22 protein-coding genes and 1 pseudogene are annotated in these 25,604 nt (G+C 70.4%); 9 read left to right on the top strand and 14 right to left on the bottom strand.

What is annotated here, in order from left to right; all coding sequences use genetic code 11:
* Nucleotides 1-32 precede the first annotated feature (32 nt).
* Both G5C66_RS22220 and G5C66_RS22215 read right to left on the bottom strand, forming a co-directional pair.
* Nucleotides 33-1,271, bottom strand: coding sequence for an amidohydrolase family protein (locus G5C66_RS22220; RefSeq protein WP_165113218.1), 1,239 nt, complete (start codon nt 1,269-1,271; stop codon nt 33-35).
* 100 nt (nt 1,272-1,371) lie between these two features.
* Nucleotides 1,372-2,043, bottom strand: a complete 672-nt coding sequence (locus G5C66_RS22215; protein WP_241248759.1) for a class I SAM-dependent methyltransferase — start codon at nt 2,041-2,043, stop codon at nt 1,372-1,374.
* Nucleotides 2,044-2,140: 97 nt separating this feature from the next.
* Here G5C66_RS22215 and G5C66_RS22210 point away from each other — a divergent pair, with 97 nt between their 5' ends.
* Complete coding sequence (locus tag G5C66_RS22210; protein ID WP_165113216.1) at nt 2,141-4,111, top strand: TIGR03960 family B12-binding radical SAM protein; 1,971 nt, start codon at nt 2,141-2,143, stop codon at nt 4,109-4,111.
* 4 nt (nt 4,112-4,115) lie between these two features.
* On the opposite strand, the gene G5C66_RS22205 is transcribed toward G5C66_RS22210, so the two are convergent.
* The 4 genes and pseudogenes from G5C66_RS22205 to G5C66_RS22190 form a co-directional block, all read right to left on the bottom strand.
* The gene (locus tag G5C66_RS22205; RefSeq protein ID WP_206444443.1) at nt 4,116-4,589 is read right to left on the bottom strand and encodes a GNAT family N-acetyltransferase; all 474 of its coding nucleotides are present in this window, start codon (nt 4,587-4,589) and stop codon (nt 4,116-4,118) included.
* Nucleotides 4,590-4,739: 150 nt separating this feature from the next.
* A complete protein-coding gene (locus tag G5C66_RS22200) occupies nt 4,740-5,123 on the bottom strand; it encodes a Rid family hydrolase (protein WP_165113214.1) in 384 nt (127 codons plus the stop codon).
* 46 nt (nt 5,124-5,169) lie between these two features.
* Nucleotides 5,170-5,604, bottom strand: a pseudogene (locus tag G5C66_RS22195) (GNAT family N-acetyltransferase); the annotation flags it as partial.
* 24 nt (nt 5,605-5,628) lie between these two features.
* The gene (locus tag G5C66_RS22190) at nt 5,629-6,621 is read right to left on the bottom strand and encodes an endonuclease/exonuclease/phosphatase family protein (protein WP_165113210.1); all 993 of its coding nucleotides are present in this window, start codon (nt 6,619-6,621) and stop codon (nt 5,629-5,631) included.
* A 98-nt stretch (nt 6,622-6,719) separates the two neighbouring features.
* Here G5C66_RS22190 and G5C66_RS22185 point away from each other — a divergent pair, with 98 nt between their 5' ends.
* From G5C66_RS22185 to G5C66_RS22175, 3 genes are all read left to right on the top strand, one after another.
* Nucleotides 6,720-7,448 carry a TIGR03936 family radical SAM-associated protein gene (locus tag G5C66_RS22185; protein WP_165113208.1) on the top strand — a complete coding sequence of 243 codons (729 nt, stop codon included), beginning with the start codon at nt 6,720-6,722 and terminating at the stop codon, nt 7,446-7,448.
* Nucleotides 7,449-7,472: 24 nt separating this feature from the next.
* Nucleotides 7,473-8,669: a winged helix DNA-binding domain-containing protein gene (locus G5C66_RS22180; RefSeq protein WP_165113206.1), complete on the top strand. Its 1,197-nt coding sequence runs from the start codon at nt 7,473-7,475 to the stop codon at nt 8,667-8,669.
* Between the two features lie 411 nt (nt 8,670-9,080).
* Nucleotides 9,081-12,521, top strand: a complete 3,441-nt coding sequence (locus G5C66_RS22175; RefSeq protein ID WP_165113204.1) for an Rne/Rng family ribonuclease — start codon at nt 9,081-9,083, stop codon at nt 12,519-12,521.
* 81 nt (nt 12,522-12,602) lie between these two features.
* Here G5C66_RS22175 and G5C66_RS22170 read toward each other — a convergent pair whose 3' ends face one another.
* The 6 genes from G5C66_RS22170 to G5C66_RS22145 form a co-directional block, all read right to left on the bottom strand.
* A complete protein-coding gene (locus G5C66_RS22170; RefSeq protein ID WP_165113202.1) occupies nt 12,603-13,433 on the bottom strand; it encodes a DUF559 domain-containing protein in 831 nt (276 codons plus the stop codon).
* Between the two features lie 209 nt (nt 13,434-13,642).
* Nucleotides 13,643-15,118, bottom strand: coding sequence for a mannitol dehydrogenase family protein (locus G5C66_RS22165; protein ID WP_165113200.1), 1,476 nt, complete (start codon nt 15,116-15,118; stop codon nt 13,643-13,645).
* Nucleotides 15,115-15,951, bottom strand: coding sequence for a carbohydrate ABC transporter permease (locus G5C66_RS22160; protein WP_165113198.1), 837 nt, complete (start codon nt 15,949-15,951; stop codon nt 15,115-15,117). Before G5C66_RS22160 ends, G5C66_RS22165 begins: the two co-directional genes overlap by 4 nt.
* Nucleotides 15,948-16,907, bottom strand: a complete 960-nt coding sequence (locus G5C66_RS22155) for a carbohydrate ABC transporter permease (RefSeq protein WP_165113196.1) — start codon at nt 16,905-16,907, stop codon at nt 15,948-15,950. The genes G5C66_RS22160 and G5C66_RS22155 overlap by 4 nt, the downstream gene beginning before the upstream one ends.
* Entirely contained in the window at nt 16,907-18,235 is a 1,329-nt protein-coding gene (locus G5C66_RS22150) for an ABC transporter substrate-binding protein (protein WP_241248758.1), read from the bottom strand. The genes G5C66_RS22155 and G5C66_RS22150 overlap by 1 nt, the downstream gene beginning before the upstream one ends.
* A gap of 196 nt (nt 18,236-18,431) precedes the next feature.
* Nucleotides 18,432-19,214, bottom strand: coding sequence for a DeoR/GlpR family DNA-binding transcription regulator (locus G5C66_RS22145; RefSeq protein WP_165113192.1), 783 nt, complete (start codon nt 19,212-19,214; stop codon nt 18,432-18,434).
* Between the two features lie 320 nt (nt 19,215-19,534).
* On the opposite strand from G5C66_RS22145, the gene rplU reads away from it, so the two are divergent.
* Both rplU and rpmA read left to right on the top strand, forming a co-directional pair.
* Complete coding sequence (rplU, locus tag G5C66_RS22140; RefSeq protein WP_165113277.1) at nt 19,535-19,837, top strand: 50S ribosomal protein L21; 303 nt, start codon at nt 19,535-19,537, stop codon at nt 19,835-19,837.
* A 34-nt stretch (nt 19,838-19,871) separates the two neighbouring features.
* Complete coding sequence (rpmA, locus tag G5C66_RS22135) at nt 19,872-20,129, top strand: 50S ribosomal protein L27 (RefSeq protein WP_008358497.1); 258 nt, start codon at nt 19,872-19,874, stop codon at nt 20,127-20,129.
* A gap of 151 nt (nt 20,130-20,280) precedes the next feature.
* On the opposite strand, the gene G5C66_RS22130 is transcribed toward rpmA, so the two are convergent.
* Nucleotides 20,281-21,135 carry an LLM class flavin-dependent oxidoreductase gene (locus G5C66_RS22130; RefSeq protein ID WP_241248757.1) on the bottom strand — a complete coding sequence of 285 codons (855 nt, stop codon included), beginning with the start codon at nt 21,133-21,135 and terminating at the stop codon, nt 20,281-20,283.
* Between the two features lie 95 nt (nt 21,136-21,230).
* Between G5C66_RS22130 and obgE the strand changes: the two genes are divergently transcribed.
* From obgE to G5C66_RS22115, 3 genes are all read left to right on the top strand, one after another.
* Nucleotides 21,231-22,793 carry a GTPase ObgE gene (gene obgE, locus G5C66_RS22125; RefSeq protein WP_165113188.1) on the top strand — a complete coding sequence of 521 codons (1,563 nt, stop codon included), beginning with the start codon at nt 21,231-21,233 and terminating at the stop codon, nt 22,791-22,793.
* A 72-nt stretch (nt 22,794-22,865) separates the two neighbouring features.
* A complete protein-coding gene (gene proB / locus G5C66_RS22120; RefSeq protein WP_338144278.1) occupies nt 22,866-23,978 on the top strand; it encodes a glutamate 5-kinase in 1,113 nt (370 codons plus the stop codon).
* Nucleotides 23,975-24,949: an endonuclease/exonuclease/phosphatase family protein gene (locus tag G5C66_RS22115; protein WP_165113186.1), complete on the top strand. Its 975-nt coding sequence runs from the start codon at nt 23,975-23,977 to the stop codon at nt 24,947-24,949. The genes proB and G5C66_RS22115 overlap by 4 nt, the downstream gene beginning before the upstream one ends.
* Before the next feature lie 12 nt (nt 24,950-24,961).
* On the opposite strand, the gene G5C66_RS22110 is transcribed toward G5C66_RS22115, so the two are convergent.
* Nucleotides 24,962-25,501 carry a GNAT family N-acetyltransferase gene (locus tag G5C66_RS22110; RefSeq protein WP_165113184.1) on the bottom strand — a complete coding sequence of 180 codons (540 nt, stop codon included), beginning with the start codon at nt 25,499-25,501 and terminating at the stop codon, nt 24,962-24,964.
* Between the last annotated feature and the right edge of the window lie 103 nt (nt 25,502-25,604).

The following is a 25,604-nucleotide window of genomic DNA, read 5'->3' as shown; positions in this document are numbered from 1 at the left end:
CCGTCCGCGAGGGGCGGCCCCAACGCTCGATCTCACCCTGGTGCAGGCTCGCCCACGCCGGAGTCGACCGATCCCGGCTGCGGCACCGGGGTTCCGCGTACGAGGACGGCCAGAGGCTTGCCCAGGACGGTCGGATCGGTGGCGACGTCGCCGTCGACGACCAGAAGGTCCGCCGCGTATCCCGGGGAAAGACGCCCGGTGACGGCGCCCAGTCCGCACGCCTCGGCCGCGGTGGCGGTCGCAGCCGCCAGCGCCTCCTCGATGGGGTACCCGCCCTCGACGAACTCGCCGACGGTGCGCCATGCGCTGCCGTGCGGCTTGAAGGGCCCCATACCGGAGTCGACACCGGCGATGAGACGTACGCCGTGCCCGCGCAGGCGGGCCAGCACGGCGAACCGGGAGACATAGAAGTCTTCGATGGACGTCCAGCCGAGGCTCGCCATGAGCGTGGCGATCTCCGGCGGTGGCGGTGGCATCTGGGCGTGTGCCGAGCGCACGCTGCCCATCGTCATGTCGACGACCACACCGCGGCTCGCGACCTCCTCGAGCAGGTCGTCGTCGAGGCGCGGGCCTTCGGCGGTGAGGCCGGTGAAGTGCTCGATCCCCGAGACCCCGGCGGTGAGTGCGTTGCGGATGCCCGCCAGCGAGTGCGCGTGCGCGACCACGCGGAGCCCGAGGCGGGCGGCCTCCTCGACGATCGCGCGCAGCTCCTCGACGGTGAACTGCGCCCCCAGCGTGTCGGTCCCCGGGGTGGCGAAGCCGCCCGACGCCATCACCTTGATCACGTCGACGCCACGTTCGGCGCGTTCCCGCACGGCATCCCGTACGTCGCCGGAGACCGCGCCGCCCAGGAAGTGGCAGTGACCACCGACCGTGGTGATCGGCGGCCCGGCCGCGAGCACCCGCGGCAGGCCGGGCCGGTCGCGGAAGGCGAGCGTGCGGTAGGACCGGTCACCCAGGTCGCGCACCGTCGTGACACCCGCCGCGGCATGCTGGCGCAGCGACCCGGCGATCACCTCATCGACCGCGGCGTCGTCCATGCACCCCGCCTGCTCCAGCCCGCCGAAGGTGCTGTCCGCGACCAGGTGGGTGTGGCAGTCGAACAACCCCGGCAGGATGGTGCCGTCGCAAGTGGTCACCTCGACTCCCTCGGGGACCTCGAACCGAGCGCCCTCCACGCCCGCGATCCGGTCCCCGTCCACGATGACTGTTGCCCCGTCGGTCAGGAACCGGACACCGTCGAATGCGTGCGTTGCCCGGATGGCGAACATGAAAGCACTGTGCTCCCGTGGGCGCCGAGCGGGAAATAGCCCGTTCGGCCCATATGCCGGGAACGAGGGCGTACGTCGGCGGTTCAGCCGGCCCGGTCCGCTACGACGGCTTGGTCCACGCGATGGTGTGCCGGAAGCCGAGCCGACGCCGGATGACCGCGCCGGGCATGACGTCGAGGACGATCTCGCGCAGGTCGTCGAGGGGCACGGTCGGGTCCTGGACGGGGAACGGCCGCACGGGGTCATCGGTCGAGGGCCAGGGATGCTTGACGTACCCGATCACCGGGTTGGTCACGGCGGAGGCGAGGTCCCACAGATGGTCTGCCGCGCTCCGGGGAGGAGCGAGCCCGACCGCCAGGAACCGCCCGCCCGGCGCGAGCAGTCGGCGGACCTCGGCGAGCGCGTCGGCGACGTCGAGATGGTGCAGGACGGCGACCATCGTGATCAGGTCGTACGGCCCGGTGGCGTCGGTCCACGAGCGGCCGTCGATCGTGACGTTGGGGAGGCCGGCGCAGCGGGCGCCGGCGCGCCGCAGCATCTCCTCGTCGCGATCGGTTCCGTGCACCGCCTCGAATCTCGGCGCCAGCGCGGCCACGAGCTCCCCGCGACCGCAGCCGACGTCCAGGGCCGCCCGGCGATGCTCCGGCAGGTTCGCCAGGATCCAGCTGTGGAAGTGGTCGTTGTGGCTCCACGGGTGCCGGGCGTTCAGCGTGGCCATGGCGGTCGCCACGGTCCCACCGGCGAACTCGCCCGCCCATCTGCGCAATGCCATGCCCGGCATTCTGTCCTCGCGGCGCGAGGTTTGGTAGGGGAGTCCGGGGGCGGCGTACGCTTGGGGTTGATCGTTCCCGAGCTTTGAGGTGCCCATCGTGACCGTCGCCCAGAGCGACCTCGTTCCTGAGTCTGTCTTCCCTCGGCTGGAGCCGCGCCTGGCGCTGGTGTCCAAGCCGATCCAGTACGTCGGTGGGGAGCTCAACTCGACCGTCAAGGAGTGGAACGACGTCGAGGTGCGGTGGGCGCTGATGTATCCCGACGCCTACGAGGTCGGCCTGCCCAACCAGGGCGTCCAGATCCTCTACGAGGTGCTCAACGAGCGTGACTGGATCGCGGCGGAGCGCACCTACGCGGTCTGGCCGGACCTCGAGAAGATCATGCGCGAGGGCGACGAGCAGGGCCCGATCCCGCAGTTCACCGTCGATGCCCACCGCCCGGTGAGGGCCTTCGACGTCTTCGGGCTCAGCTTCTCGACCGAGCTCGGCTACACCAACATGCTCAACGCGCTCTCGCTGGCCCAGATCCCGTTGCACGCGGTCGACCGCGGCGACGACGACCCGATCGTGCTCGCCGGTGGCCACGCCGCGTTCAACCCGGAGCCGATCGCCGACTTCCTCGACGCCGCCGTGCTCGGCGACGGCGAAGAGGTCGTGCTCAAGATCTCCGAGGTCGTGCGCGAGTGGAAGCAGGACGGTCGCCCCGGCGGGCGCGACGAGCTGCTGCGACGGCTGGCCGTCTCCGGCGCCGTCTACGTCCCCAAGTTCTACGACGTCACCTACGCCGCCGACGGCCAGATCGAGGCCGTGGTGCCCAACCGCCCCGACATCCCGTGGCGGGTGCGCAAGCACACCCTGATGGACCTCGACGCCTGGCCCTACCCGCGGAACCCGCTGGTGCCCCTGGCCGAGACCGTCCACGAGCGGTTCTCGGTGGAGATCTTCCGCGGCTGCACTCGCGGCTGCCGCTTCTGCCAGGCCGGGATGATCACCCGCCCCGTGCGCGAGCGGTCGATCACCACGATCGGCGACATGGTCGAGAACGGCATCCGGAAGTCGGGCTTCGAGGAGGTCGGGCTCCTGTCGCTGTCCTCCGCCGACCACACCGAGATCGGTGACGTCGCGACCGGCCTGGCTGACCGCTACGAGGGCTCCAACGTCTCTCTGAGCCTGCCGTCGACGCGCGTGGACGCCTTCAACATCACCCTCGCGAACGAGTTCTCCCGCAACGGCCGCCGCTCCGGCCTGACCTTCGCCCCCGAGGGCGGCTCCGAGCGGATGCGGAAGGTCATCAACAAGATGGTGACCGAGGAGGACCTGATCCGCACGGTCGGTGCGGCGTACTCCCACGGCTGGCGCCAGGTGAAGCTCTACTTCATGTGCGGCCTGCCCACCGAGACCGACGAGGACGTCCTCCAGATCGCCGAGCTCGCCAAGAAGGTCATTGCGAAGGGACGCGAGGTGTCCGGCCGCAACGACATCCGCTGCACCGTCTCGATCGGTGGCTTCGTACCCAAGCCCCACACGCCCTTCCAGTGGGCTTCCCAGCTCGACCACGAGACCACCGACGAGCGGCTGCAGAAGCTGCGCGACGTGGTCCGATCCGACAAGAAGTTCGGCCGGGCGATCGGGTTCCGCTACCACGACGGCAAGCCCGGCATCGTCGAGGGCCTGCTGTCCCGCGGCGACCGCCGCGTCGGCGCGATCATCGAGCAGGTCTGGCGCGACGGCGGCCGCTTCGACGGCTGGTCCGAGCACTTCTCCTACGACCGCTGGGTCGCCGCGGCCGAGAAGGGCCTGGCCGGCACCGGCGTCGACCTCGACTGGTACACCACCCGCGAGCGGGAGTACGACGAGATCCTCCCCTGGGACCACCTCGACTCCGGCCTCGACAAGGACTGGCTCTGGGCCGACTGGGAGGACGCCCTCGCCGCCGCCGACGGCGAAGACATCGAGGTCGAGGACTGCCGCTGGACCCCGTGCTACGACTGCGGCGTGTGCCCCGAGATGAACACGGAGATCCAGATCGGGCCGACCGGTCGGAAGCTGCTCCCGCTGAGTGTCGTCTGATCGGTCAGGACGTGAGCGTCTTCTCGAAGAAGACGCGACCGAATCCGCGATCGTCCCGCCGGGATGTCTCGACATAGCCGATGCGCCCGTAGAGACGCTGGTTCTCAACCATCGTCTCGTGGGTGTACAGGCGGATGGCCTTGGCGCCCACGGCGTTGGCTCGCGCCTCGGCGAGAGCCAACAGGTGCCGACCATATCCCTGGCCCTGGTTCTCGGGCCGGACCGCGATGTTGTCCAGCACGAAGTCATCGGGCGACGGCAAGAGCACGACGAACCCCTTGATGTCGTCGGTTCCGTCGGTCACCACCCATGTCTCGGCGGACGCCACAAGGTCTTCATAGTCGGCGTCCATCGGCCCCGGCCGTTGACCCCGCATCCGCGGGAGATAGCCCTCGTACGCTTCGACGGCGATCGCGCGCAGGGTAGCGACATCGGCCGCCACCGCGCGACGGGTCGCGAACGGAGGGTGAGCAACCACGTCGGCGAGCGTAGCCGCAGTGGTTCTGGCGGGCCATCAGCGGATCCGCCGCAAGAGTGGTCGAAATGGGCCCGCCGATGACGCCGGCCCGAGCCCGGTTCGACCACTTCTGGTATCGGATCCACCGCTTCCTGCTCGGCAGAGCGACGATCAGCCGATCGCGGCGGTCGCCTCGATCTCGATGAGTTCGTCGGGACGGAAGAGGCCCGCGACCTGCACCAACGAGCTGGCGGGTGGGTTGGTGGCATCTACGAACTCGTCGCGGACCGACCGGATCAGCGGCAGGTCGTCGGTGGAGACGACGAAGTAGGTCAGCTTCACGACATCCGCCCAGGTGGCGCCTGCCGCGGCCAGGGCGGCGCCGAGGTTGGTGAAGGTCTGCCGGGTCTGCGCCTCCCAGCCTTCGGCCACGGTGCCGTCGGCGGTGATGCCGACCTGGCCCGAGGTCACGACCAGGCGAGAGCCGGGATCGGTGACGACGACGTGGCTGTAGCCGGCCGGTGCGGGAAGGTCTTCGGGAGTCAGGAAATCCACTCGCCGAAGGTAGACCCGACGCGCGATCCAGGCGACTGATTACCGCTCAGCCGACCGGGCGGACCCAGCGGCGCCACTCCGACTGAGACTCGTAGCCCGAGCTCTTCCACAGCGACTGTCCCAGGTCGTTGCCCTCCAGGACCATCGCGTCGATACGGCTCGCACCCAGGGCCACGAGGCGGTCCTCGGCGTGCGTCAGCAGGCGGCGGGCGAGCCCCTGGCGGCGTACGTCGGGGTGGACCGCGAGCCGGTAGAGGTGGGCCCGCCAGCCGTCCCAGCCGGAGATCAAGGAGCCGACGATCCGCCCGTCGGCAGTGACCGCGACCGTGCAGGCCTCGGGGTCGCGCGCGATCAGCGCCTCGACCTTCGCCGGGGAGTCGGTCGGCCGAGCGTCGTTCTCCGCAGCCACCTCCCACAGGGCCATCAGGGCGGGGACGTCGGAAACAACGGCGGGGCGCAGGTCGATCACGGCCCGAAGTGTCCCACGTCGACGAGCGCCACTGACTCAGCAGTCCTCGGCGCCGCGCATCGCGAAGTCGATGCTGACGGCGTGGTGGTCGGAGAGGCCGGTGCGGGTGACCCGGCCGTCGCCGGCCTTGAGCCAGGAGTTGGGGAGCAGGTAGTCGACGCGGCCGCCGCCGTCGTGGCTGGCGCCCAGCGCGGCACCGGCGTCGGACAACACGCCGAGGGCGGTGCTCAGGACGCCGGAGCCGGAGCCGGCGTTGAGGTCGCCGCCGAGGAGCTTGGCGCCGTCGTAGGCGTTCACCTTGGACATGACCGCACCGATCTGTGCCTGCCGCAGCGAGTCGGAGGTGTGGTCGAGGTGGGTGTTGAAGACGACCAGGCGCTGGCCCTCGACGATGATGCTGGCCCGCAGCACCCCGCGCTGCTCCTTGCCGTCGCGGTTGGGCAGGTGGGTGTTGTCGAAGCTGTCGATGGGGAAGCGCGACAGGATCGCGGTGCCGTAGCCGCCGCGGTCGGTGATGTAGTCGTTGGCGCCGAAGACGGACTGCATCCCGAGCTGAGAGGCGATGATCGCGGGCTGGTCGACGTTGCCCGAGCGGCGGCGGTTCTGGTCGACCTCCTGGAGGAGTACGACGTCGGCACCCGAGTCACGGATCACGCCCGCGATGCCGCCGAGCTCGCCGGGGGAGACCCGGCCGCCCTTGATGTTGAACGTCATCACGGTCAGGTTGCGCGGGACCGCACACGGGTCGATCTTCGGCTTCTTCGGGATCTTGTCGATGGCCGGGGGCGCGTCCAGCGTCTTGAACTTCGGAAGCGGCTGCGACGACGCCGACGGGGAGGCCGACGGAGAGGCCGCGAGGGTGTCGGCGCTCGGCGACGAGGAGGCGTCGGCGGAGGCCTGCCTGGCGTCGCCCAGACGGGGTGCGAGGACGGTCAGGCCGGCGATGGCGCCGACGGTGAGGACCACCGCGAGGATCGGCAACAGCTCCTTGAGGCGTACCGAGATCGTCGTGCGTCTGTGGTGGGTCACCGCGCGAGTCTCCCATTTTTCGTATGCAAACCGTTACATTCCGTTGGCTTTCCATTCGCCGGGTGGGTCGTGGAGCCTCCGGCAGCCATAATCGACCCGTGCGTCAACAGCCCGAACAGCAGGCCCCGCCGGTCCAGCGCCTCCGTATCCGCTACGCCAAGCGCGGCCGACTCCGGTTCACCAGCCACCGCGACTTCAGTCGCGCCTTCGAGCGCGCGGTCGCGCGGGCCCGGATCCCGGTGGCCTACTCGTCGGGCTTCAACCCGCACCCGCGGATCTCGTACGCCGGCGCGGCTCCGACAGGGGCGGCGAGCGAGGCCGAGTACGTCGAGCTGGCGCTGCGCGAGGTCGTCGACCCGGTCGCCACCAAGAGCGCGCTCGACGAGGTCATGCCCGACGGTCTCGACCTGCTCGACGTCGTCGACACCGCCACCTCGCCCAAGGGTGCGCTGGCCGACCTGCTCACCGGCAGCGAGTGGATCATCGACCTCCCGACGGCGCCGGAGGATGCGGCCGCAGCGGTCGAGGCGTTCCTCGGCGCCGAGGAGGTCATCGTCGAGCGGATGACCAAGAAGGGGATGCGCGAGTTCGACGCCCGCGGAGCGGTCGTACGCCTGGGCTCGGCGCCCCGCGAGGGCGGGTCCCGGCTGGAGCTGCTGCTCAAGCACGGCACCCCGTCCGTACGCCCCGACGACATCGTCACCGGTCTGGAGCGCATCGGCGGGCTGAAGGTCGGCCCCGAGCACGGCGGGCTGCCGCTGCTCACCCGACTCAGCCAGGGCATCTTCGACGAGGAATCCGGCACGATCGCCGACCCGTTGCACTAGTGTTCGACCGGTGAGGCCTTGCCGATGAGAATGGTCACCGACCGCGAGCGTCGGGCGAGGCTGGCCCGGCGCCACGGGCTCGCACCCGCCCACAGGTACGCCGATGTCGCCTCCGCGACGGAGGCGATGACCGTCTGGCATGCGACCGAGGCGGCGACCGTCCACCTCGCGCTGCACGCGCGGGTCCGGGATCTCCGGGTCGAGGACGTCGAGAGGGCGCTCTACGAGGAGCGGTCGCTGGTCAAGCAGCTGGCCATGCGGCGTACGCTCTTCGCCTTTCCCCGCGACCTCGTCCCGGCGGCCTGGGGGAGCGCCTCCGCCCGCGTGGCCGCCCAGGAGGAGAAGAACCTCCACAAGTGGCTGACCGCGGGCGGCATCGATGAGGACCAGGACGGCTGGATCGAGAAGGCGTACGCAGCGACCCTGGCGGCGCTGGCCGACGGCGTGCCCCGGACGACGACCCAGCTGCGTGAGCTGGTCCCGGAGCTCGACACCCGCTTCCGGATGGGCGCTCCGGACAAGAAGTGGGGCGGAGACTTCGCGATCGGGCGCTGGGTGATCGGCACCCTCGCCGCGCAGGGGCGGCTGATGCGGGCGACCAACCTCGGCCACTGGCGGCTGAACAAGCCGGCCTGGACGCTGACCGAGGCGTGGCTCGACGAGATGCCGGCCCCGCTCCCCTCGGCGGAGGGCTACGCCGAGCTGGTCCGCCGCTGGCTGTGGACCTTCGGGCCCGGCACCGAGGCCGACCTGGTCTGGTGGCTCGGGTCCACCAAGTCGGCAGTGCGGGCCGCGATCGCCGCGGTCGGCGCCGTCGAGGTCGGTCTCGAGAGCGGTGCCACCGGTTGGGTGCTGCCGGACGATCCGATCGCCACCTCGCCGGAGCCCGAGGTCGAGCCCTGGGCAGCGCTGCTGCCCACCCTAGATCCCACCGTCATGGGCTGGCGGGAACGCGGGTTCTACCTGGACGAGGAGGATGTGGCGTACCTCTTCGACTCCAACGGCAACGCCGGCAACACCGCCTGGTGGGACGGCCGGATCGTGGGGGCCTGGGCTCAGGACGACGACGGCCGGGTGCACCCGATCGTGCGCCACGACATCGGCGAGGCCGGACGGGCGGCTCTGGTGGTCGAGGCGGAGCGGCTCACCGAGTGGCTCGACGGCGTGGTGATCGTGAACGTCTACAAGTCGCGGCAGATGAAGGAAGCAGAGCTTCCCTGAGTTTCGTTGGCGTCCGGATATCGGTCTGTTGACAGGGTGTATGCGATACTCCGAGACGACTGCTCAAACAATCGGGCCCGGCCCGAGGAATGGACAGTCCGACGACGCCTCGCCGGCGTGGGCCCTCCGGGGCCGCACTCCGGCACACAGGAGGTAGGTCGTCACCAGACCGCGACGCAGGCCTAGCAGGTCAGTGAGAGCGACTCGCCCGGGAAGGTCCCGGACGGCCGAGCGACCGCGGCAGGTGACGAACCGCAGCCTGTGACGCACCGCTGCGGAGGATGCCGCCGCCCTGACAAGCTTTGCGCCGCGACGCGGCTGCTACGTGGAAAAAGTTCGATACTGCGCAGCGCCCGTTTCCCGGCACCTGACTATCCGGCACCTGTGAAGGTCCTGGATGAGGAGAACGGCATGGCCGACGAGACCACTGTCGAGAACACCGAGAACGGCGCTGAAACAGCGCAGACCCCGGTGACCGACGCCCCCACGACCGACGCGACCGACTCGGAAGCGACCGTCGAGACCACCCCCGCGAAGAAGACCGCGGCGAAGAAGACCACGCGCAAGCGCACCACCAAGAAGGCCGCCGCGGCTCCCGCGAGCGAGACCACCGAGTCCGCGGAGACCGGTGAGGCCGCCGAGGCCCCCGCCAAGAAGACGGCGGCGAAGAAGACCACCCGGAAGCGTACGACCAAGAAGGCCGCCGCCGCGGCGCCGGCCGAGGTCGAGACCACCGAGGCAACAGAGGCCGTCGAGGCTCCCGCCGCGCCGGAGGATGAGGCCGTAGAGGCCCCCGCCGAGACCGCCGAGGCCCCGGCCAAGAAGACGGCGGCGAAGAAGACCGCCGCCAAGAGGACGACGAAGAAGGCTGCCGCCAAGAAGGCCGCCGCGCCGGTCGTCGAGCCCGTGGCCGAGCCTGTCGAGCCCGCTGCGACCCCCGCCGAAGAGATCGCCGACGAGGCCGTCGAGGAGCCCGAGCCCGAGCAGGCCGGCCCCGCCGCCCCCGCGGTGCTGTTCCAGGCGCCGACCAAGACCACCACCCGCCGTCGTACGCGCAAGGCTGCTGAGCCCAAGCCCGTCGAGGAGCCGGTCGTGGCCGCTGCCGAGGTTCCCGCCGAGGAGGAGCCCGAGGCTTCCGAGCCCGCCGCGGAGGCGGCGGAGGAGGCCCCTGCCCGCGGTCGCAAGGACGAGCAGCCCGAGACCGACGCCGAGGCGCAGACCACCGAGGCCGAGGCCGAGACCGAGTCCGACGAGGCCTCGACCGACGAGGGCGAGGGCGGCGGCAACGGTCGTCGCCGTCGTCGCCGTGGCGGTCGTCGCCGTCGCAAGGGTGCCAACGGCGACGCCGAGGGTTCCGACTCGACCGACACCGAGGACAAGTCCGAGGAGTCCGAGGACGAGACCGACGAGAAGGACGCCGACGCCGAGCAGCAGGGCGAGGGCGGCAGCTCCTCGCGCCGTCGCCGTCGTCGCCGCCGTGCCGGTGAGGCCTCGGGCGAGGCCGGCGACGACCCGGAGAACACCGTCACCAAGGTCCGCCAGAGCCGCACCGGCGAGGACCAGATCACCGCGCTGTCGGGCTCGACCCGACTGGAGGCCAAGAAGCAGCGCCGCCGCGAGGGCCGTGAGGCCGGTCGTCGCCGCGCCCCGATCGTGAGCGAGGCCGAGTTCCTGGCCCGCCGCGAGTCGGTCGAGCGCGTCATGGTGATCCGCGAGCGCGAGGACCTCACCCAGATCGCGGTGCTCGAGGACAAGGTGCTCGTGGAGCACTACGTCGCCCGCGAGTCGCAGACCAGCCTGATCGGCAACGTCTACCTCGGCCGCGTCCAGAACGTGCTGCCGTCGATGGAGGCCGCGTTCATCGACATCGGCAAGGGCCGCAACGCCGTCCTCTACGCCGGTGAGGTCAACTGGGCCTCGCTCGGCTGGAAGGAGGGCCAGCCCCGCAAGATCGAGTCGGTGCTGACCTCCGGCCAGAAGGTGCTCGTCCAGGTGACGAAGGACCCGATCGGCCACAAGGGTGCCCGCCTGACCTCGCAGATCTCGCTGGCCGGCCGGTTCCTGGTCTACGTGCCCGACGGCACCACCTCCGGCATCTCCCGCAAGCTGCCCGACACCGAGCGCAACCGCCTCAAGACCCTCCTGAAGGAGATCGTCCCTGACACGGCCGGCGTGATCGTACGCACCGCCGCGGAGGGCGCCGCCGAGGAGGAGCTGACCCGCGACGTCGAGCGCCTCAAGGCCCGCTGGGAGGACATCGAGAAGCGTGCGGGCGGCAACGCGCCGCAGCTGCTCTACGGTGAGCCCGACCTGACCCTGAAGGTCGTCCGCGACCTGTTCACCGAGGACTTCGCCAAGCTGGTCATCTCCGGTGAGAAGTCCTGGGAGACGGTCAAGGACTACGTCCAGTCGGTGGCCCCCGACCTCGAGGAGCGGGTGGAGAAGTACGACGGCGAGGCCGACGCCTTCGCCGCCTACCGGATCGACGAGCAGATCGCGAAGGGCCTGGACCGCAAGGTCTGGCTGCCCTCCGGCGGCTCGCTGATCATCGACCGCACCGAGGCGATGACCGTCGTCGACGTCAACACCGGCAAGTTCACCGGCTCCGGCGGCAACCTGGAGGAGACGGTCACCAAGAACAACCTCGAGGCGGCCGAGGAGATCGTGCGCCAGCTCCGGCTGCGCGACATCGGCGGCATCATCGTCGTCGACTTCATCGACATGGTCCTCGAGTCCAACCGTGACCTGGTGCTCCGTCGCCTGGTCGAGTGCCTGGGCCGTGACCGCACCCGTCACCAGGTCGCCGAGGTCACCTCGTTGGGTCTGGTCCAGATGACGCGTAAGCGGATCGGCACCGGCCTGCTCGAGGCCTTCTCCGAGAACTGCGAGGCCTGCAACGGCCGCGGTCTGGTGATCCACGAGCACCCGGTCGAGCCCGGCAAGTCCTCCGGCGTCGCCCCCGACGAGCCGCGCTCGCGTCGTCGTGGCGGCCGTGGCCGGGGCAAGGGCAAGGACGAGAACGGCACCGAGACGGTCGAGGAGGCCGCCAAGACGCCGTCGCCGGCCGAGTTCGCCGCGATGGCGGGTCAGTCGGAGAAGACCGACGAGCCGGCCGCGGTGGCCGAGCCCGTCGAGGCTCCCGCCGAGCCGGCAGCAGCCGAGCCCGAGGTCGCCGAGGCCCCGAAGGTCACGACCCGCACTCGCTCGCGCCGGTCGCGGACCACCACGCCCGAGGAGCCCGCTGCCGCCGAGTCCACCGAGGCAGCCGAGGTCGCCCCGGAGGAGACCGAGGCGCCGAAGGTGACGACGCGTACGCGTTCACGCCGGTCGAAGGCGTCGACCCCGGCCCCGGAGCCGGTCGAGGCGGAGACGCCGGCCGAGCCCGTCGCCGAGGCTCCCGCTGAGGCGCCTGCAGAGCCGGAGGCCCCGAAGGTCACCACGCGCACCCGCACCCGTCGGGCCGCGACGACCGGCCGTCCGGTCCTGGCCGCGGTCGTCGGCAGCTCGACCGCCGAGCCGAAGCCGACGGAGAAGCCCGCTCCCGTGGCCCCGCCCGTCGAGCCCGAGGCAGCCGAGCCCGAGGCGTCGGAGCCCGAGACTGCCGAGCCTGCCGTCGCCACGCCCGAGCCGGTTGCGGCCGAGCCGGTCGACTCCAAGCCGAAGGTGGTCACCCGGCAGCGCCGCGGCGCCCGCCGCGAGGTGGTCAGCACCGGCGAGGGCGCGGTGATGACCGCGACCAAGTCCGAGGCGCCGGTCACCAGCAACGGCACCGCGTCCACCCCGGCCCCCAAGGTCGTGACCCGCACCCGCGGTGGCGCCAGCCGCGACACCACGGCGTCCCAGGACAGCTGACCCGACCACGACGCCCCGGTGCCCGATCGAGCGGGCACCGGGGCGTCGTGATGCCTGGACGGTTGCGAGAGCCTGTCGTCGTCAGGCCGCCGCGCTGAGCCGGTCGACGACCCGCTCGACCTGGCGGCGTACGTAGTCCGGTCGCTGCATCACGTCTTCCCAGACGAAGCGGAGGACGGTCCAGCCGCGAGCGACCAGGTCGGTGTACCGGCGGATGTCTCGGCGAAACGGCTCGTCGCCGGCGTGATACGCCCATGACTCGCACTCGATGAGCAGCTCGAGGCGGGCGTCGACGAGATCGCCGTACTGCTCCGCGCCGGCTTCGCTGAAACCGAGGTCGCCCTGGGGTGTGACCGAGAGACCAGCGATCGGGAGCACGATGGCCCTGGTCACCGACTCGAAGGCGTTTGCCGCCCGCGGGTCGGCAAGGGCGACGACCTCCAGCGCACGCCGTCGTCCGGTGCGCGGCAAGGACTCCGCGGCAGCGACGAGGTCGTCGCGGGTCAGGCCTGTCGCCAAGCCGTCGCGCAGCGCGGAGTCGGCCACGCACAACGCCTCATCGAGCGGGAGGATTCGGGCGCAGTCCACGACGGTCCGGGCGCGGGACGTGATCGCCCCTGGTCCGATCGCGTCGCTGGGCAGGTCGCGGCGGCGTACGACGACACCCGGTCGTGCCTTGCGCGAGCGGTTACGGGCCACGGTCACCTCGATCTCCGTGGGTTCGTGCTTCAGCGACCAGCACCACACTCGCGCGGCACTGAGCCCGGAGACGACGCCGCCGAGTGCGAGTGCGGCCGACTTGTCGTCGGGAAGGCCCGGAAGACTCACCCGCGCGCCGGTGAGCGCGACGGCCACCCCCGGACGACAGCGCAGCATCGAGTTCGTCGCGGAGCCCGAGGTCGAGCAACTCATCTCGACAAGCTCGATACATCGCCTTGCGGGTGGTTGCCCCGCCGCGTACGCGGAGGACGTCTGCGAGAGCGGGCGCGGCACACACAGTTTGCCTCCGAGATCGGTGTTCGGGCAGGTCGGCCGCCCGTGATGGGTCGAACCTGGTGCATCGATGCACCGAGTTCAACCTCAATTCGACGCCGACCCACCCCGATCACCCCAGCTGTGTGTCAGCCCTCCCAGAACTCGAGCGTCTTGCGGGCGCCGACGGCGTGCAGCGAGGCCAGCGCCTCGGCGTACGGCTCGGTGAACTCGGGGGAGTCGACGAGGTCGCCGAAGAGGTCCGGGTCGCGGAGGAAGGCGAGCGGGTCCTCGCGCTGGGCGATCGCCCGGGCCATCACGTCTGCGCGGCGCCGGTCGACGATGTCGATCGGTGAGCCCTGCTCGTCGACGCCCTCGGCGTAGCGGGCCCAGGAGGCGACGACGAGTGCCGAGCGGCGCACCGAGCGACCGGCGGCGAGCTGGGCGGTGATGACCGGCACCAGCCACTTCGGGATCCGGTCGGAGCTCTCCGCGCACAGCCGCGCCAGGGTGTCGCGGATGTGGGGGTTGGCGAAGCGGGAGATCAGCTCGCGCCGGTAGCCCTCCAGGTCCACCCCGGGCACCTGCGGCAGCGTCGGGGTCCCCTCGTCCGTCATGTAGCCGAGCAGGAAGTCGACGAAGAGCGGGTCGGTGCAGACCTCGTGGGCGTAGCGGTAGCCGGACAGGTAGCCGAGGTAGCACAGCGCCTGGTGGCTGGCGTTGAGGAGCCGCAGCTTCATCAGCTCGTACGGCTCGACGTCGGGCACCATCTCGACGCCGGCCTGCTCGAACGGCGGCCGCCCCTGCGGGAAGTGGTCCTCGAGCACCCACTGGGAGAACGGCTCGCTGACCACCGGCCAGGCGTCCTGGATCCCGAACCGCCAGCCGACCTCCTCGACGTCCGCGTCGGTGGTCGCCGGGGTGATCCGGTCCACCATCGAGCTCGGGAAGGCCACCTCGGACGCGATCCACTCACCGAGCGCCGGGTCGCGCAGGGCGGCGAACGCGGACAGCATCAACCGTGCGACCTCCCCGTTGCCGGCGATGTTGTCGCACGACATCACCGTGAACGGCGCGACGCCGGCGGCCCGGCGGCGCGCCAGCGCCTCCACGACGTACCCGAACGCCGTCGACGGTACGGCCCCGGGCTCCAGGTCCGCCTGGATCGCCGGGTCGGAGGCGTCGAAGCCGCCGGTGGCCTGGTTGACGTGGTAGCCGCCCTCGGTGATGGTCAGCGACACGATCCGGATCCGCGGGTCGGTGAGCTGCGCCAGCACGGCCTCGGGGGAGTCGGGGGCGAAGAGGTAGTCGATGATCGAGCCGATCACCCGCCCGTGCACCGCCCCGTCCGGGGCCCGCTCCATGAGCGTGTAGAGATGGTCCTGCGCCGCGAGAGCATCCCGCATGCGTACGTCCTGGGGCATCAGCCCCACCCCGACGATGCCCCAGTCGGTGATGCCGGAGGCGAGCAGGTCGTCGACGTAGCGCGCCTGGTGGGCGCGGTGGAAGCCACCGACCCCGAGATGCACGATCCCGGGGGTGACGGCGGAGCGGTCGTAGGCGGGGACGGCGACGGAGGCAGACAGCTCGCCGAGCCGAGCCGTCGTGAGGCGGGCGTGGGTCATTTGACCGCCCCGAGGGAGAGGCCCTGGACCAGCTTGTCCTGAGCGGCGAAGCCGGCGATGAGCACGGGCAGCGAGATCAGCGTCGCTCCGGCGGCGAGCTCGGCGAGGTAGGCGTGCTCGGTCTGGATCAGGGTGTTCACGTAGACCGGACCGGTCTGGGCGGCGACCGAGGTGAGCACCTTGGCGTAGAGCTGCTCGTTCCAGGCGAAGATGAAGCAGATCAGCGAGGTCGCGGCGACCCCGGGCATCGAGATCGGCGCCACGATCCGGGTCAGGATCCTGAGCGTGGACGCGCCGTCGATCGAGGCTGCCTCGATGATCGCGGGCGGAACCTCGGCCAGGAACGAGCGCATCATCCAGACCGCGATCGGCAGGTTCATCGCCGTGTAGAGCAGGATCAGGATGATCACGTTGTCGGGCATGTTGATGACCTTCGTCGTGAACAGGTAGATCGGCAGGATCCCCGCGACCATCGGCAGCATCTTCGTCGACAGGAAGAAGAACATCGCGTCCGACCACTTCTTCACGGGCCTGATCGAGAGGGAGTACGCCGCGGGGATGGCCAGGGCGAGCACGAGCAGCGTCGAGATCACGCTGGTGATCACCGAGTTGATCAGCGCCGGGGTGATCGGGTTCGCGGAGGTGAACAGACCGCTGTAGTTGTCGAGCGTCAGCGGCGCACCCCAGCTCGGCGGGTACGTCTGCGCGTCCTGCGGCGCGTGCAGCGAGGTCAGGACCATGTAGAGGATCGGGATCACGAAGATGATGCCGACCAGCCATGCTGCGATCGGGATGGCGATCTTCGCCACCCGTTGCCGGTTCCATGCGTTCATCGGCTTGCCTCCTCGTCGGTCAGCAGGGACGACACCACGCGGAGCGCGAAGGTCGCGATGATCAGTGAGCCGATGACCACGACGACGCCCAGAGCGGAGGCGACCCCGTAGTCCTTGGCGGAGTAGAACGTCTCGTAGACGGCGAACGGGATGTTGGTGGAGTTCAGCCCGCCGGTCATGCCCAGGACCGAGTCGAAGTTCTGGACGATGAAGATCGTGCCGAGCACGATCGAGAGCTCGAGGTAGCGGCGTACGTGGGGGAGCGTCATGTGCACGAACGTCTGCCAGCCGTTGCAGCCGTCGATCGACGCCGCCTCCAGGACCTCGGGATCCTGCGACTGCAGCCCGGCGAGCAGGATCAGCATCATGAACGGCGTCCACTGCCAGATCAGCTCGATCTCGATGGCGAGCTTGGGATGGTCGGTGAGGAACGCGATGTCCTGGGCGCCCGGCACCCCGAGCTGACCGAGCACGCCGTCGACCAGGCCGAAGCCGGTCATCAGGATGCCGTTGCCCCAGAAGACCGCGGCCGCGATCGGCACGATCAGGAACGGCGCGATCATCATCGTGCGCACCACGCCGCGTCCGACGAACGCATGGTTGAGCAGGAGCGCGATGCCGAGAGCGAGCAGGGCGCTCACCCCGACGACGACCACGGTCATCTCGATCGTGTTCAGGACCGCCGTACGGTAGGCCGGCGTCGTGAACACCGTCTTGAAGTTGTCGAACCCGGCGAAGCTGCGCTCCGGGGCGTCGGGCTGGGCGCTCCAGCTCATGAACGACATCACCAGTGTCGCCACGAACGGCAGCTGCGTCACCACGATCAGGAAGACCAGCGCGGGCAGCAGCGGCGCGCGCAGCTTCCACGACTCCCGCCCCCATTTCTTGTACGCCGCGGGCGGCCGTTCCGCCGCGGGCTCGGTTGCCGCGGGGAGCTGTGCGGTCAGGGAGGCCATCACTGCTTCTCCTTCTGGACGTCGCCGTACTCCTGGGCGAGCGACTGACATCGGTCGAGCGCCGCATCGGTGGTCTTCGAGCCCGAGATGGCGCTGGAGAGCTGCTTGGCGCACTCGGTGCCGAAGTCGGTGAAGCTCGGGACCCCGACGAACTGGATACCGTTGTAGGGGCGCTTCTGGACGCCCGGGTTGTCGGCCTGGGCGTTCTTGATCGCGTTCATCGTCGGGGTGGCGAAGGCGCCGGCCACCTCGAGGTACTCGGGGTTCTCGTAGGTTGAGGCGCGCTTCCCGGCGGGGACGTTGGTCGGTCCGCCGGTGTCGTTCTCGGTATCGGCCATCACCAGCTGCTCGTACTCCTTGCTCGAGGCCCAGGCGACGAACTCCTTGGCCTCCTCCTGGTGCCGCGAGGCCTTCTGGATCGCCCAGGCCCAGGTGTAGAGCCAGCCGGCGTTCTCGGTCTGGTCGTGCGGGGCGGCGACGTAGCCGACCTTGCCCTTGACCGGCGACTCGGCCGCTTCCAGCGACCCGGCCCCGGAGGTGGCGTCGTACCACATCGCGACCTTGCCCTGCTGCATGGCGTTGAGGCACTGCGGGAAGCTGAACGTCGCCGCACCCGCCTCGCCGTGCTCGCGGACGAGGTCGACGTAGAAGTTGGCCGCCTTCTTGAAGCCGCCCTTGTTGACCTGTGCGTTCCAGTCCTCGTCGAACCAGGTGCCGCCCATGGTGTTGACCACGGTCGTGATCGAGGCCAGGTTGTCGCCCCAGCCGGCCAGGCCGCGCAGACAGATGCCGCGCATGTCGGGCTCGGCCTCGTCGATCCGGGCCGCGAAGTCGGCGACCTGGTCCCAGGTCGGGTTGGCCGGCATCTCGATGCCGTGCTTCTCGAACAGGTCCTTGCGGTACATCAGGAACGACGACTCGCCGTAGAACGGCTGGCCGTAGACCTTGCCGTTGGCCGAGAGCGCCTCGGTCATCGGCGGGAGGATGTCGTCCTGGTCGAATTCGGGGTCGTTCGCGATGCTCTCCATGTCGGAGATCCAGCCGGCCTCGGCGTAGTAGGGGATCTCGAAGTTGGACAGCGTCGCCACGTCATAGATGCCGGACTGGTTGGCGAACTCGGTGCTCGCGGTGTCGCGCATGTCCTGCTCGACCTTGACCACGAAGTTCACCTCGATCCCGGTCTCTTCGGTGAAGTGCTCCTCGGTGAGCTCCTGGAGCTCGAGCATCTGGGGGTTGTTCACCATCAGCACCGTGATGCTGTGCTCACCCGCGCTCGTCCCGCCGGCGCCGAGCCCGCCGGTGCCGCAAGCCGTCAACGCTGTGATCATTGCAACCGTGGTGGCCAAAGAGCGCGCTGTCAGCGCTGCGGAGGTCCGTCTCCGTGCCCGCATCGATCTGCCTCCTCGCAGTGTGACTGTCGTCACGGACCACGATGGCGCAATTTCGGCGGGACCCCCTAGCCCGGTCACTGCGCACGAGGCGCCCGGTTGCTGCCCGTTGTCAGCCCACGTCTCAGGCCGCGTCTCAGGCTCGTACGACCCGGGGTCCGAGCGCCGCGAACCGGCGCGCCTCGGAGGCCGGCAGCTCGGTGCCGGTGACGAGCAGCTCGAAGTCGCGTACGCCCGCGAAGCGGCACAGGCTGGAGGCGCCGAACTTGGTGTGGGCGCCGAAGAAGATCCGGCGCCGGGAGCGCTCGATCGCGGTGCGCTTGACCGCGGCCACCGAGGGGTCCTGGGTGGTCAGGCCCTGCTCGCGGGAGATGCCGTTGGCGCCGATGTAGGCCAGGTCGATCACCAGGTCGCCGAGCATCCGGGTCGCCCACTGGTCCACGACGCCACGGGTGAGGGTGCGTACGCGCCCGCCCAGGATGATCACGGTGAGCTCCGGGTCGGCGGAGAGGCGGGAGGCCACCGGGAGCGAGGGGGTGATGACCGTCGCCGGGCCCTGGCCGAAGAGCTCCTCGGCCAGGAACTGCGGCATCGTGCCCTCGTCGATGTAGATGGTCTCCGCCCCGTGCCGGTGCTGCAGGGCGGCGCGGGCGATGCGGTGCTTCTCGTCGACGTCGCGGCCCGCCCGGAACTCGAGCGAGGTCTCGAAGCTGCCGCTCTCCAGCGCGACCGCGCCGCCGTAGACCCGCTCGACGACGCCGCGGTCGGCCAGGACCTTGAGGTCGCGCCGGATCGTCTCGACGCTCACCCCGAGATCGGGCGCGAGCTCGGTGACCGACACCCGTCCGGTCGTACGCGCCCGCGCCAGGATCTCCTCCTGCCGGAGCTCGCTCGCATGCGACGGTTCGGTCGACGTCATGGGCGCCATCATGCCCGGAATCGTGCCCGGTTCACAGCGAACCGGGTCGAACCGGGCGCCCGGTCGCCTGGTTCGGGGTCTTCGAGGCACCATGTCCCGGCGGCGACCCGACGGTGTCCGGACAGCGTCCGGGCGGATGGGGTCGCGGCGTTTTGCGGCTACCTGGCCGCGTACGTAATATTGAACCTCGGCGTGCGCAGTGCGCCGTTCCTGCAGGCAACCGCTGGCACCTATCGCTTCGGGGTCCAGTGATCACGTATGTGCACAGCTGCCGCGGGTACACACAAGACTTTGAGTTTCGGAGCATGAAGGAGACCGCGGTGTACGCGATCGTGAAGGCTGGCAGCAAGCAGCAGAAGGTCGTTGTCGGCGACGTCATCGAGATCGACCGCCTCGACGGCGAGGCCGGTGCTGCGGTCACGCTGCCCGTCGTCATGCTCGTCGACGGTGAGACCGTCACCACGACCGGCCTCGACAAGGCTTCGGTTGCGGCTGAGATCGTCGGTGCCTCCAAGGGCCCGAAGATCGTCATCCAGAAGTACAAGAACAAGACCGGCTACAAGAAGCGCCAGGGTCACCGTCAGAAGTACACCCAGGTCAAGGTCACCGCGATCAACGCCTGATTCGGCGTTCTAGAGACACTTAAGGACTGAGAAGATGGCACACAAGAAGGGTGCGGCAAGCACCAAGAACGGTCGCGACTCCAACGCCCAGCGCCTCGGCGTGAAGCGCTTCGGCGGTCAGCTCGTCAACGCCGGTGAGATCATCGTCCGCCAGCGCGGCACCCACTTCCACCCCGGCACCAACGTCGGTCGTGGCGGCGACGACACCCTGTTCGCCCTGCAGCCGGGCGCGGTCGAGTTCGGCAAGCGCCGCGGCCGCCGGGTGATCAACATCGTCCCGGGCGACGCCTGAGCCTGAGCCTCGTACGGCGCTTGCGCCGGACGAACGCGAAGGGGTCGAGCGAGCGCGCGGCTGAGCTTGCGAAGCCGCGACCGCGGGTCGAGACCCACACAGTTCCGAAAGGGCCCTCTCCTCACGGAGAGGGCCCTTCGGCGTTTTCGGATCAGAGATCGGTGGCGCGCTGTGCGATCGCCTCGAAGACTTGCTGCGAGACCTCCCAGCGCGTCCCGGCGCGCGGCCAGTGGATCGCGATGTCGGTGATCCCGATCTCGGCGTAGGAGCCGGCGAGGTCCTCGAACGCATCGGCCGACTCGGTCCAGGGCTCGTCGGTGAAGCCCGACATGAACAGCTTCGGCATGCTGTCGTAGTCGCGACCGTTCTTCTCGCACGCCTCGCGGAGCATCTCGAGGCGCTGGGCGACGAACCCCTTCGGGTCGTCGCCGTGCGGGTTGGCGATCCAGCCGTCGCCGACCTCGGCGGTCAGCCGGATCCCGCGGGGGCCGTTGCCGGCCAGCCAGAGCGGCGTACGCGGCTGCTGCACCTGGCCGGGGGAGACGGTGACCTCGCGGGTCTGCCAGTGCTCACCGTCGATGGTGACCGGCGACTCCCGCAGCAGCCGGTCGACGGCGCGGGTCCACTCCGCGAACCGGTTGGCGCGCTCGCGCGGTGTGAACTCGCGCCCGAGCACGTCGCCGTCGGAGGTGTGGTCGTCGCCGCCCGCGCCGATGCCGATGGTGATGCGGCCGCCGGAGATGCGGTCGAGGCTGCGGATCGCCGCGGCGGTCGGGATCGGCGTACGGAAGTTGGGGGTGGTCACCAGCGTCCCGAGCCGGATCGTGGAGGTGAGGGCCGCTGCTGCGGCCATCGAGGTGAACGCCTCCTCCCACGGGCTGTGGCCACGCCAGGCCAGGTGGTCATAGACCCACGCCGTCTCGAACCCGAGCTGCTCGGCCTGGGCCCAACGCTCGCCCATCGCCGGCCAGTCCTCGATCGGCCACATCACAGTTCCTACACGCATGCGCACAGTCTGCACCGGCGACCGCGAGGCGTCGCGCGGATATGCCGCGTCGCGCGGATAGCAGGTGTAGGGCATGCCGTCGGTAGGCTGGAGCCATGGCTGTACCCACCTTCGTCGACCGCGTCACCCTCCACGTCGAGGCCGGTCGCGGCGGACACGGGGTGGCGTCGGTGCATCGCGAGAAGTTCAAGCCGCTCGGCGGGCCCGACGGCGGCAACGGTGGTCCGGGCGGATCGATCATCCTCCGTGTCGACCCCGACGTGACCACGCTCATCGACTACCACCACAGTCCCAAGCGTAAGGCCTCCAACGGCGGCCAGGGCGCGGGCGGACACCGCAACGGCGCTCACGGTGAGGATCTGATCCTCCCGGTGCCGGACGGCACCGTGGTGACCGACATGCAGGGCAACGTGCTGGCCGACCTGGTCGGCCCCGGCTCCGAGCTGGTCGTGGCCGAGGGCGGCCGCGGCGGGCTCGGCAACGCGGCACTGGCCTCCTCCAAGCGCAAGGCGCCGGGGTTCGCGCTGCTCGGTGAGCCGGGCGAGGCGCGCGAGATCGGCCTGGAGCTCAAGGTCGTCGCCGACATCGGTCTGGTCGGCTTCCCGAGCGCGGGCAAGTCGTCGCTGATCGCGGCGATCTCGCGGGCTCGGCCGAAGATCGCCGACTACCCGTTCACGACGCTGGTGCCGAACCTCGGCGTCGTCAAGGGCGGCGAGATCACCTTCACCGTCGCCGACGTGCCCGGCCTGATCGAGGGCGCTGCCGACGGCCGCGGCCTCGGCCACGAGTTCCTGCGCCACATCGAGCGCTGCGCGGCGCTCGTCCACGTCATCGACACCGCGAGCATCGAGCCGGGCCGCAACCCGATCGACGACCTCGACGTCATCGAGAACGAGCTGTCCCGCCACGGCGGCCTCGAGGACCGGCCCCGGCTGGTCGCGCTGAACAAGGTCGACGTGCCCGACGGCAGGGAGATCGCCGAGATGACCATCGGCGAGTTCGAGAAGCGCGGCCTGAAGGTCTTCGAGATCTCCGCCGCCTCGGGTGAGGGCACCCAGCAGCTGATCTACGCGATGGCCGAGCTGGTCGCGGCCTCTCGCAAGGAGACGCCGGTCGTCGCCCCGACCCGGATCGTGCTCCGCCCGGTGGGTGCCGAGGGCAAGGACGGCTTCACCGTCAAGGTCTCCAGGAACGGCGACTTCCTCGTCCGCGGCCCGCAGCCCGAGCGCTGGGTGCGCCAGACCGACTTCGAGAACGAGGAGGCCGTGGGCTACCTCGCCGACCGCCTCAACCGGCTCGGTGTCGAGGAGCGGCTGGTCGAGCTCGGGGCCGAGGAGGGCGACACCGTCATCATCGGCGACCCGGCCAACGCGGTCGTCTTCGACTTCCGGCCTTCGATCCAGACCGGCGCCGAGATGCTCGGCCGCCGCGGCGAGGACCAGCGCTTCTACGAGGAGCGGCCCGCTGCCGCCCGGAGGCGCGAGATCGACGCCGGGATGGAGACCAAGGCGGAGTACGAGGCTCGTGCCGACGTCGCCCGGCGGCTGCGTGACGGGGCCGGCCCGGTGGCGTACGAGATCGGTGGCGAGGACGACCCGGACACCGACTGGGCCGAGGACGACCCGGGCGAGTCGTCCCGCTCGACCAGCGGAAACTGACGAGGCGGCGGGTGTAGCCGCCGGTAGGATCCGGCCCAGCGGAGAGCACAGGCTGACGTACGAGGGGGATCGGTGCAGCGCGAGGTCGTGACCGGGGCACGCCGGGTCGTGGTCAAGGTCGGGTCGTCGTCGCTGACGACGGCTGCGGGAGGCATCGATCCGGCCCGGGTGAGCGGGCTGGTCGACGTGCTCGCGAAGACGCGGGCCGCCGGACAGGAGGTCGTGCTGGTCTCCTCCGGGGCGATCGCGGCCGGGCTGTCGCCGCTGGGGCTGGCCAAGCGTCCGCGGGCGCTGGCCAAGCAGCAGGCAGCGGCGAGCGTCGGGCAGGGGCTGCTGGTCCACCGCTACACCGACGAGCTCGCCCGGCACGGCATCATCGCCGGCCAGGTGCTGCTCACGGTCGACGATCTCAACCGGCGTGCGCACTACCGCAACGCCGACGCGACGCTGTCGAAGCTGCTCGACCTGGGCGTGCTGCCGATCGTCAACGAGAACGACACCGTGGCCACCTCCGAGATCCGGTTCGGCGACAACGACCGGCTCGCGGCGCTGGTGGCCCACCTGGTCAAGGCCGACCTGCTGGTGCTGCTCAGCGACGTCGACGGGCTCTACGACGCGCCGCCGTCACAGCCGGGCTCGCAGCGCATCGACGAGGTCGTCTCGATGGCCGACCTCGCCGGGGTCACCATCGGCAAGGCCGGCGCCGCCGGCGTGGGCACCGGCGGGATGGTGACCAAGCTGGAGGCCGCCCGGATCGCGGTGGACGACGGCGTGCCGGTCGTGCTGACCTCGGCCGCCCAGGCCGAGGCCGCGCTGGCGGGTGAGGCGGTCGGCACCCTGTTCCACGCCGTCGGCAGGCGGCGCCCGGCGCGGCTGCTGTGGCTCCAGCACGCCACCGAGCCGGTCGGCTCGATCAGCATCGATGCGGGTGCGGTCGCCGCGATCAGCAAGCGCGGTGCCTCGCTGCTGGCGGCGGGGATCACCGGCTCCTCCGGGTCGTTCCATGCCGGTGACCCGGTCGACGTCGTCGACCCGTCGGGCGTGGCCGTCGCGCGCGGGCTGGTGAACTACGACGCCGACGAGATCCCGCGGCTCGCCGGGCGCTCCTCCGGCTATCTCGAGGCCAACCTGGGGGCTGCGTACGCTCGGGAGGTCATCCACCGCGACGATCTGGTCGTTCTGTGAGTCGCGCGCGGTGGGTGCCGCTGGCTCTGGCGTGGGGCGTGCTGGTCGTGTGCGGGCTGCCCGCGCTCGCGATCACGCTGTCGCGGGTGCTGGCGAGCACCGATCTGCGGGCGGTGCGGCTGGCGGCGTTCGCGCCGTACGGCATCGGGCTGTACGCAGCCTGCCTGGTCGCGGTCCTGGTGCTGGTGTGGCTGGCGACCGGTCCCGCGCGGATCCGGCTCGCGGTCGTCGCCGGGGTCGTCGGCACGCTGCTCGCGGTGCATGTCGCCTGGCAGGCGCCGATGTACGCCGGGTCGCGGGAGACCAGCGCCGGTGAGCCGCTGACGGTGATGACCACGAACCTCCTCGAGGGCAGGGGCGACATCGACACGGTGGTCGAGGCGGTACGCAGGCACAAGGTCGACGTGCTCGCGGTCCAGGAGATCACGCCCGAGGCGTTCACCGAGCTGATCGGCAAGCTGCGCGACCAGCTGCCCTACCAGATCGGGGAGGCCGCGCCCGGCACGGCCGGGACGATGCTCTTCGCCGACGAGCCGATCACCAAGGCGCGCCGGATCGAGACCGCGATGGGGTCGTGGGTGGCCGACGTGGGGGAGCGGCGGGTCGTCGTCGCCCATCCGGCCCCGCCCACGCTCGCGTCGTGGCCGGCCGAGCAGGAGCTGATCATCGAGGAGGCGGCTGCGGAGAAGCCCGACCTCGTCCTGGGTGACCTGAACGCCTCGCTCGACCACCACACCGTCCGGCAGCTGCTCGACGATGCCGAGGTGTCGGACGCGGCCCGGGCCAGCAACGCCGGATGGCAGCCGACGTGGCCGGTCGACGGGTTCGCCGGCGTACCTCTTCCGCCGTCGACCGCGATCGACCACGTGCTGATCAGCGATGCGCTGGTCGCGCTGGCGACCGAGACCATCGAGGTGCCGGGCTCCGACCACCTGGCGCTGGTCGCCTACCTCGGCACTCCCGCGGAATGACCGCTCGGTGGCCTAGCCGGTCTTGAGGACCCCGAACCACTGCTCCGCGCCGTACGCGTCGAACCGTTCCACCTCTACGAACCCGAGCTTCTGGGCCAGACGCAGGGAGCGCTCGTTGGCCACCTGCGTGGTGAGCACGACCGGCTCGCCCGGGAGCGTCCGATCGATCCAGTCGAGTGCTGCGCGGGTCGCCTCGGTCGCGATGCCCTTGCCCCACGTGCTCGGGAGGAACTCGTAGCCGATCTCGACCTCGTCACCCTCGTCGCGTACGTGGTGGGACCAGGCCCTGTCGCGGCGCTGGATCGTGATCCTGCCGATGAACTCGCCTGCGTGCTCGACGGCGAAGATTCCGGGCCTGGTGTTGGGATCGTGGGGGATCAGCTCCTCCAGCTCCTCGCGGGTGTGCTGCGGGCCGCCGAGGTAGGCCTGGACCGTCGCGTCTGAGAGGAGCTCGGCCAGGCCTGCTCTGTCTTCTGTTCTGGTCTCTCGGAGGATCAGGCGTTCGGTGACGATCTGTTCTGGGGGCCAGGGGACGTCGCCTAGGGGTTTCATGGGGTTGGACGGTAATGGGGTTTGGGTTCTGTTGGGGCTGCTTTTCGGGGTTGGGGTGGGCCGCCGACCCGTTCTCGAGGGTGTTCTCGCCGGACCCCGGAGT

Origin of the sequence: Nocardioides turkmenicus (genome assembly GCF_011045035.1) — a bacterium.
Lineage (GTDB): Bacteria > Actinomycetota > Actinomycetes > Propionibacteriales > Nocardioidaceae > Nocardioides > Nocardioides turkmenicus.
Note: the sequence above shows the minus strand (reverse complement) of the source record. Positions and strands in the feature narration are given on the sequence as shown.

Excerpts from the sequence above, each read along its gene's own strand:
- G5C66_RS22220 (WP_165113218.1), bottom strand. The coding sequence starts at position 1,271 with ATGTTCGCCATCCGGGCAACGCACGCATTCGACGGTGTCCGGTTCCTG.
- G5C66_RS22215 (WP_241248759.1), bottom strand. The coding sequence starts at position 2,043 with ATGGCATTGCGCAGATGGGCGGGCGAGTTCGCCGGTGGGACCGTGGCG.
- G5C66_RS22180 (WP_165113206.1), top strand. The coding sequence starts at position 7,473 with ATGAGAATGGTCACCGACCGCGAGCGTCGGGCGAGGCTGGCCCGGCGC.
- G5C66_RS22175 (WP_165113204.1), top strand. The coding sequence starts at position 9,081 with ATGGCCGACGAGACCACTGTCGAGAACACCGAGAACGGCGCTGAAACA.
- G5C66_RS22170 (WP_165113202.1), bottom strand. The coding sequence starts at position 13,433 with ATGAGTTGCTCGACCTCGGGCTCCGCGACGAACTCGATGCTGCGCTGT.
- G5C66_RS22165 (WP_165113200.1), bottom strand. The coding sequence starts at position 15,118 with ATGACCCACGCCCGCCTCACGACGGCTCGGCTCGGCGAGCTGTCTGCC.
- G5C66_RS22160 (WP_165113198.1), bottom strand. The coding sequence starts at position 15,951 with ATGAACGCATGGAACCGGCAACGGGTGGCGAAGATCGCCATCCCGATC.
- G5C66_RS22155 (WP_165113196.1), bottom strand. The coding sequence starts at position 16,907 with ATGGCCTCCCTGACCGCACAGCTCCCCGCGGCAACCGAGCCCGCGGCG.
- G5C66_RS22150 (WP_241248758.1), bottom strand. The coding sequence starts at position 18,235 with ATGATCACAGCGTTGACGGCTTGCGGCACCGGCGGGCTCGGCGCCGGC.
- G5C66_RS22145 (WP_165113192.1), bottom strand. The coding sequence starts at position 19,214 with ATGACGTCGACCGAACCGTCGCATGCGAGCGAGCTCCGGCAGGAGGAG.
- rpmA (WP_008358497.1), top strand. The coding sequence starts at position 19,872 with ATGGCACACAAGAAGGGTGCGGCAAGCACCAAGAACGGTCGCGACTCC.
- G5C66_RS22130 (WP_241248757.1), bottom strand. The coding sequence starts at position 21,135 with ATGCGTGTAGGAACTGTGATGTGGCCGATCGAGGACTGGCCGGCGATG.
- obgE (WP_165113188.1), top strand. The coding sequence starts at position 21,231 with ATGGCTGTACCCACCTTCGTCGACCGCGTCACCCTCCACGTCGAGGCC.
- G5C66_RS22110 (WP_165113184.1), bottom strand. The coding sequence starts at position 25,501 with ATGAAACCCCTAGGCGACGTCCCCTGGCCCCCAGAACAGATCGTCACC.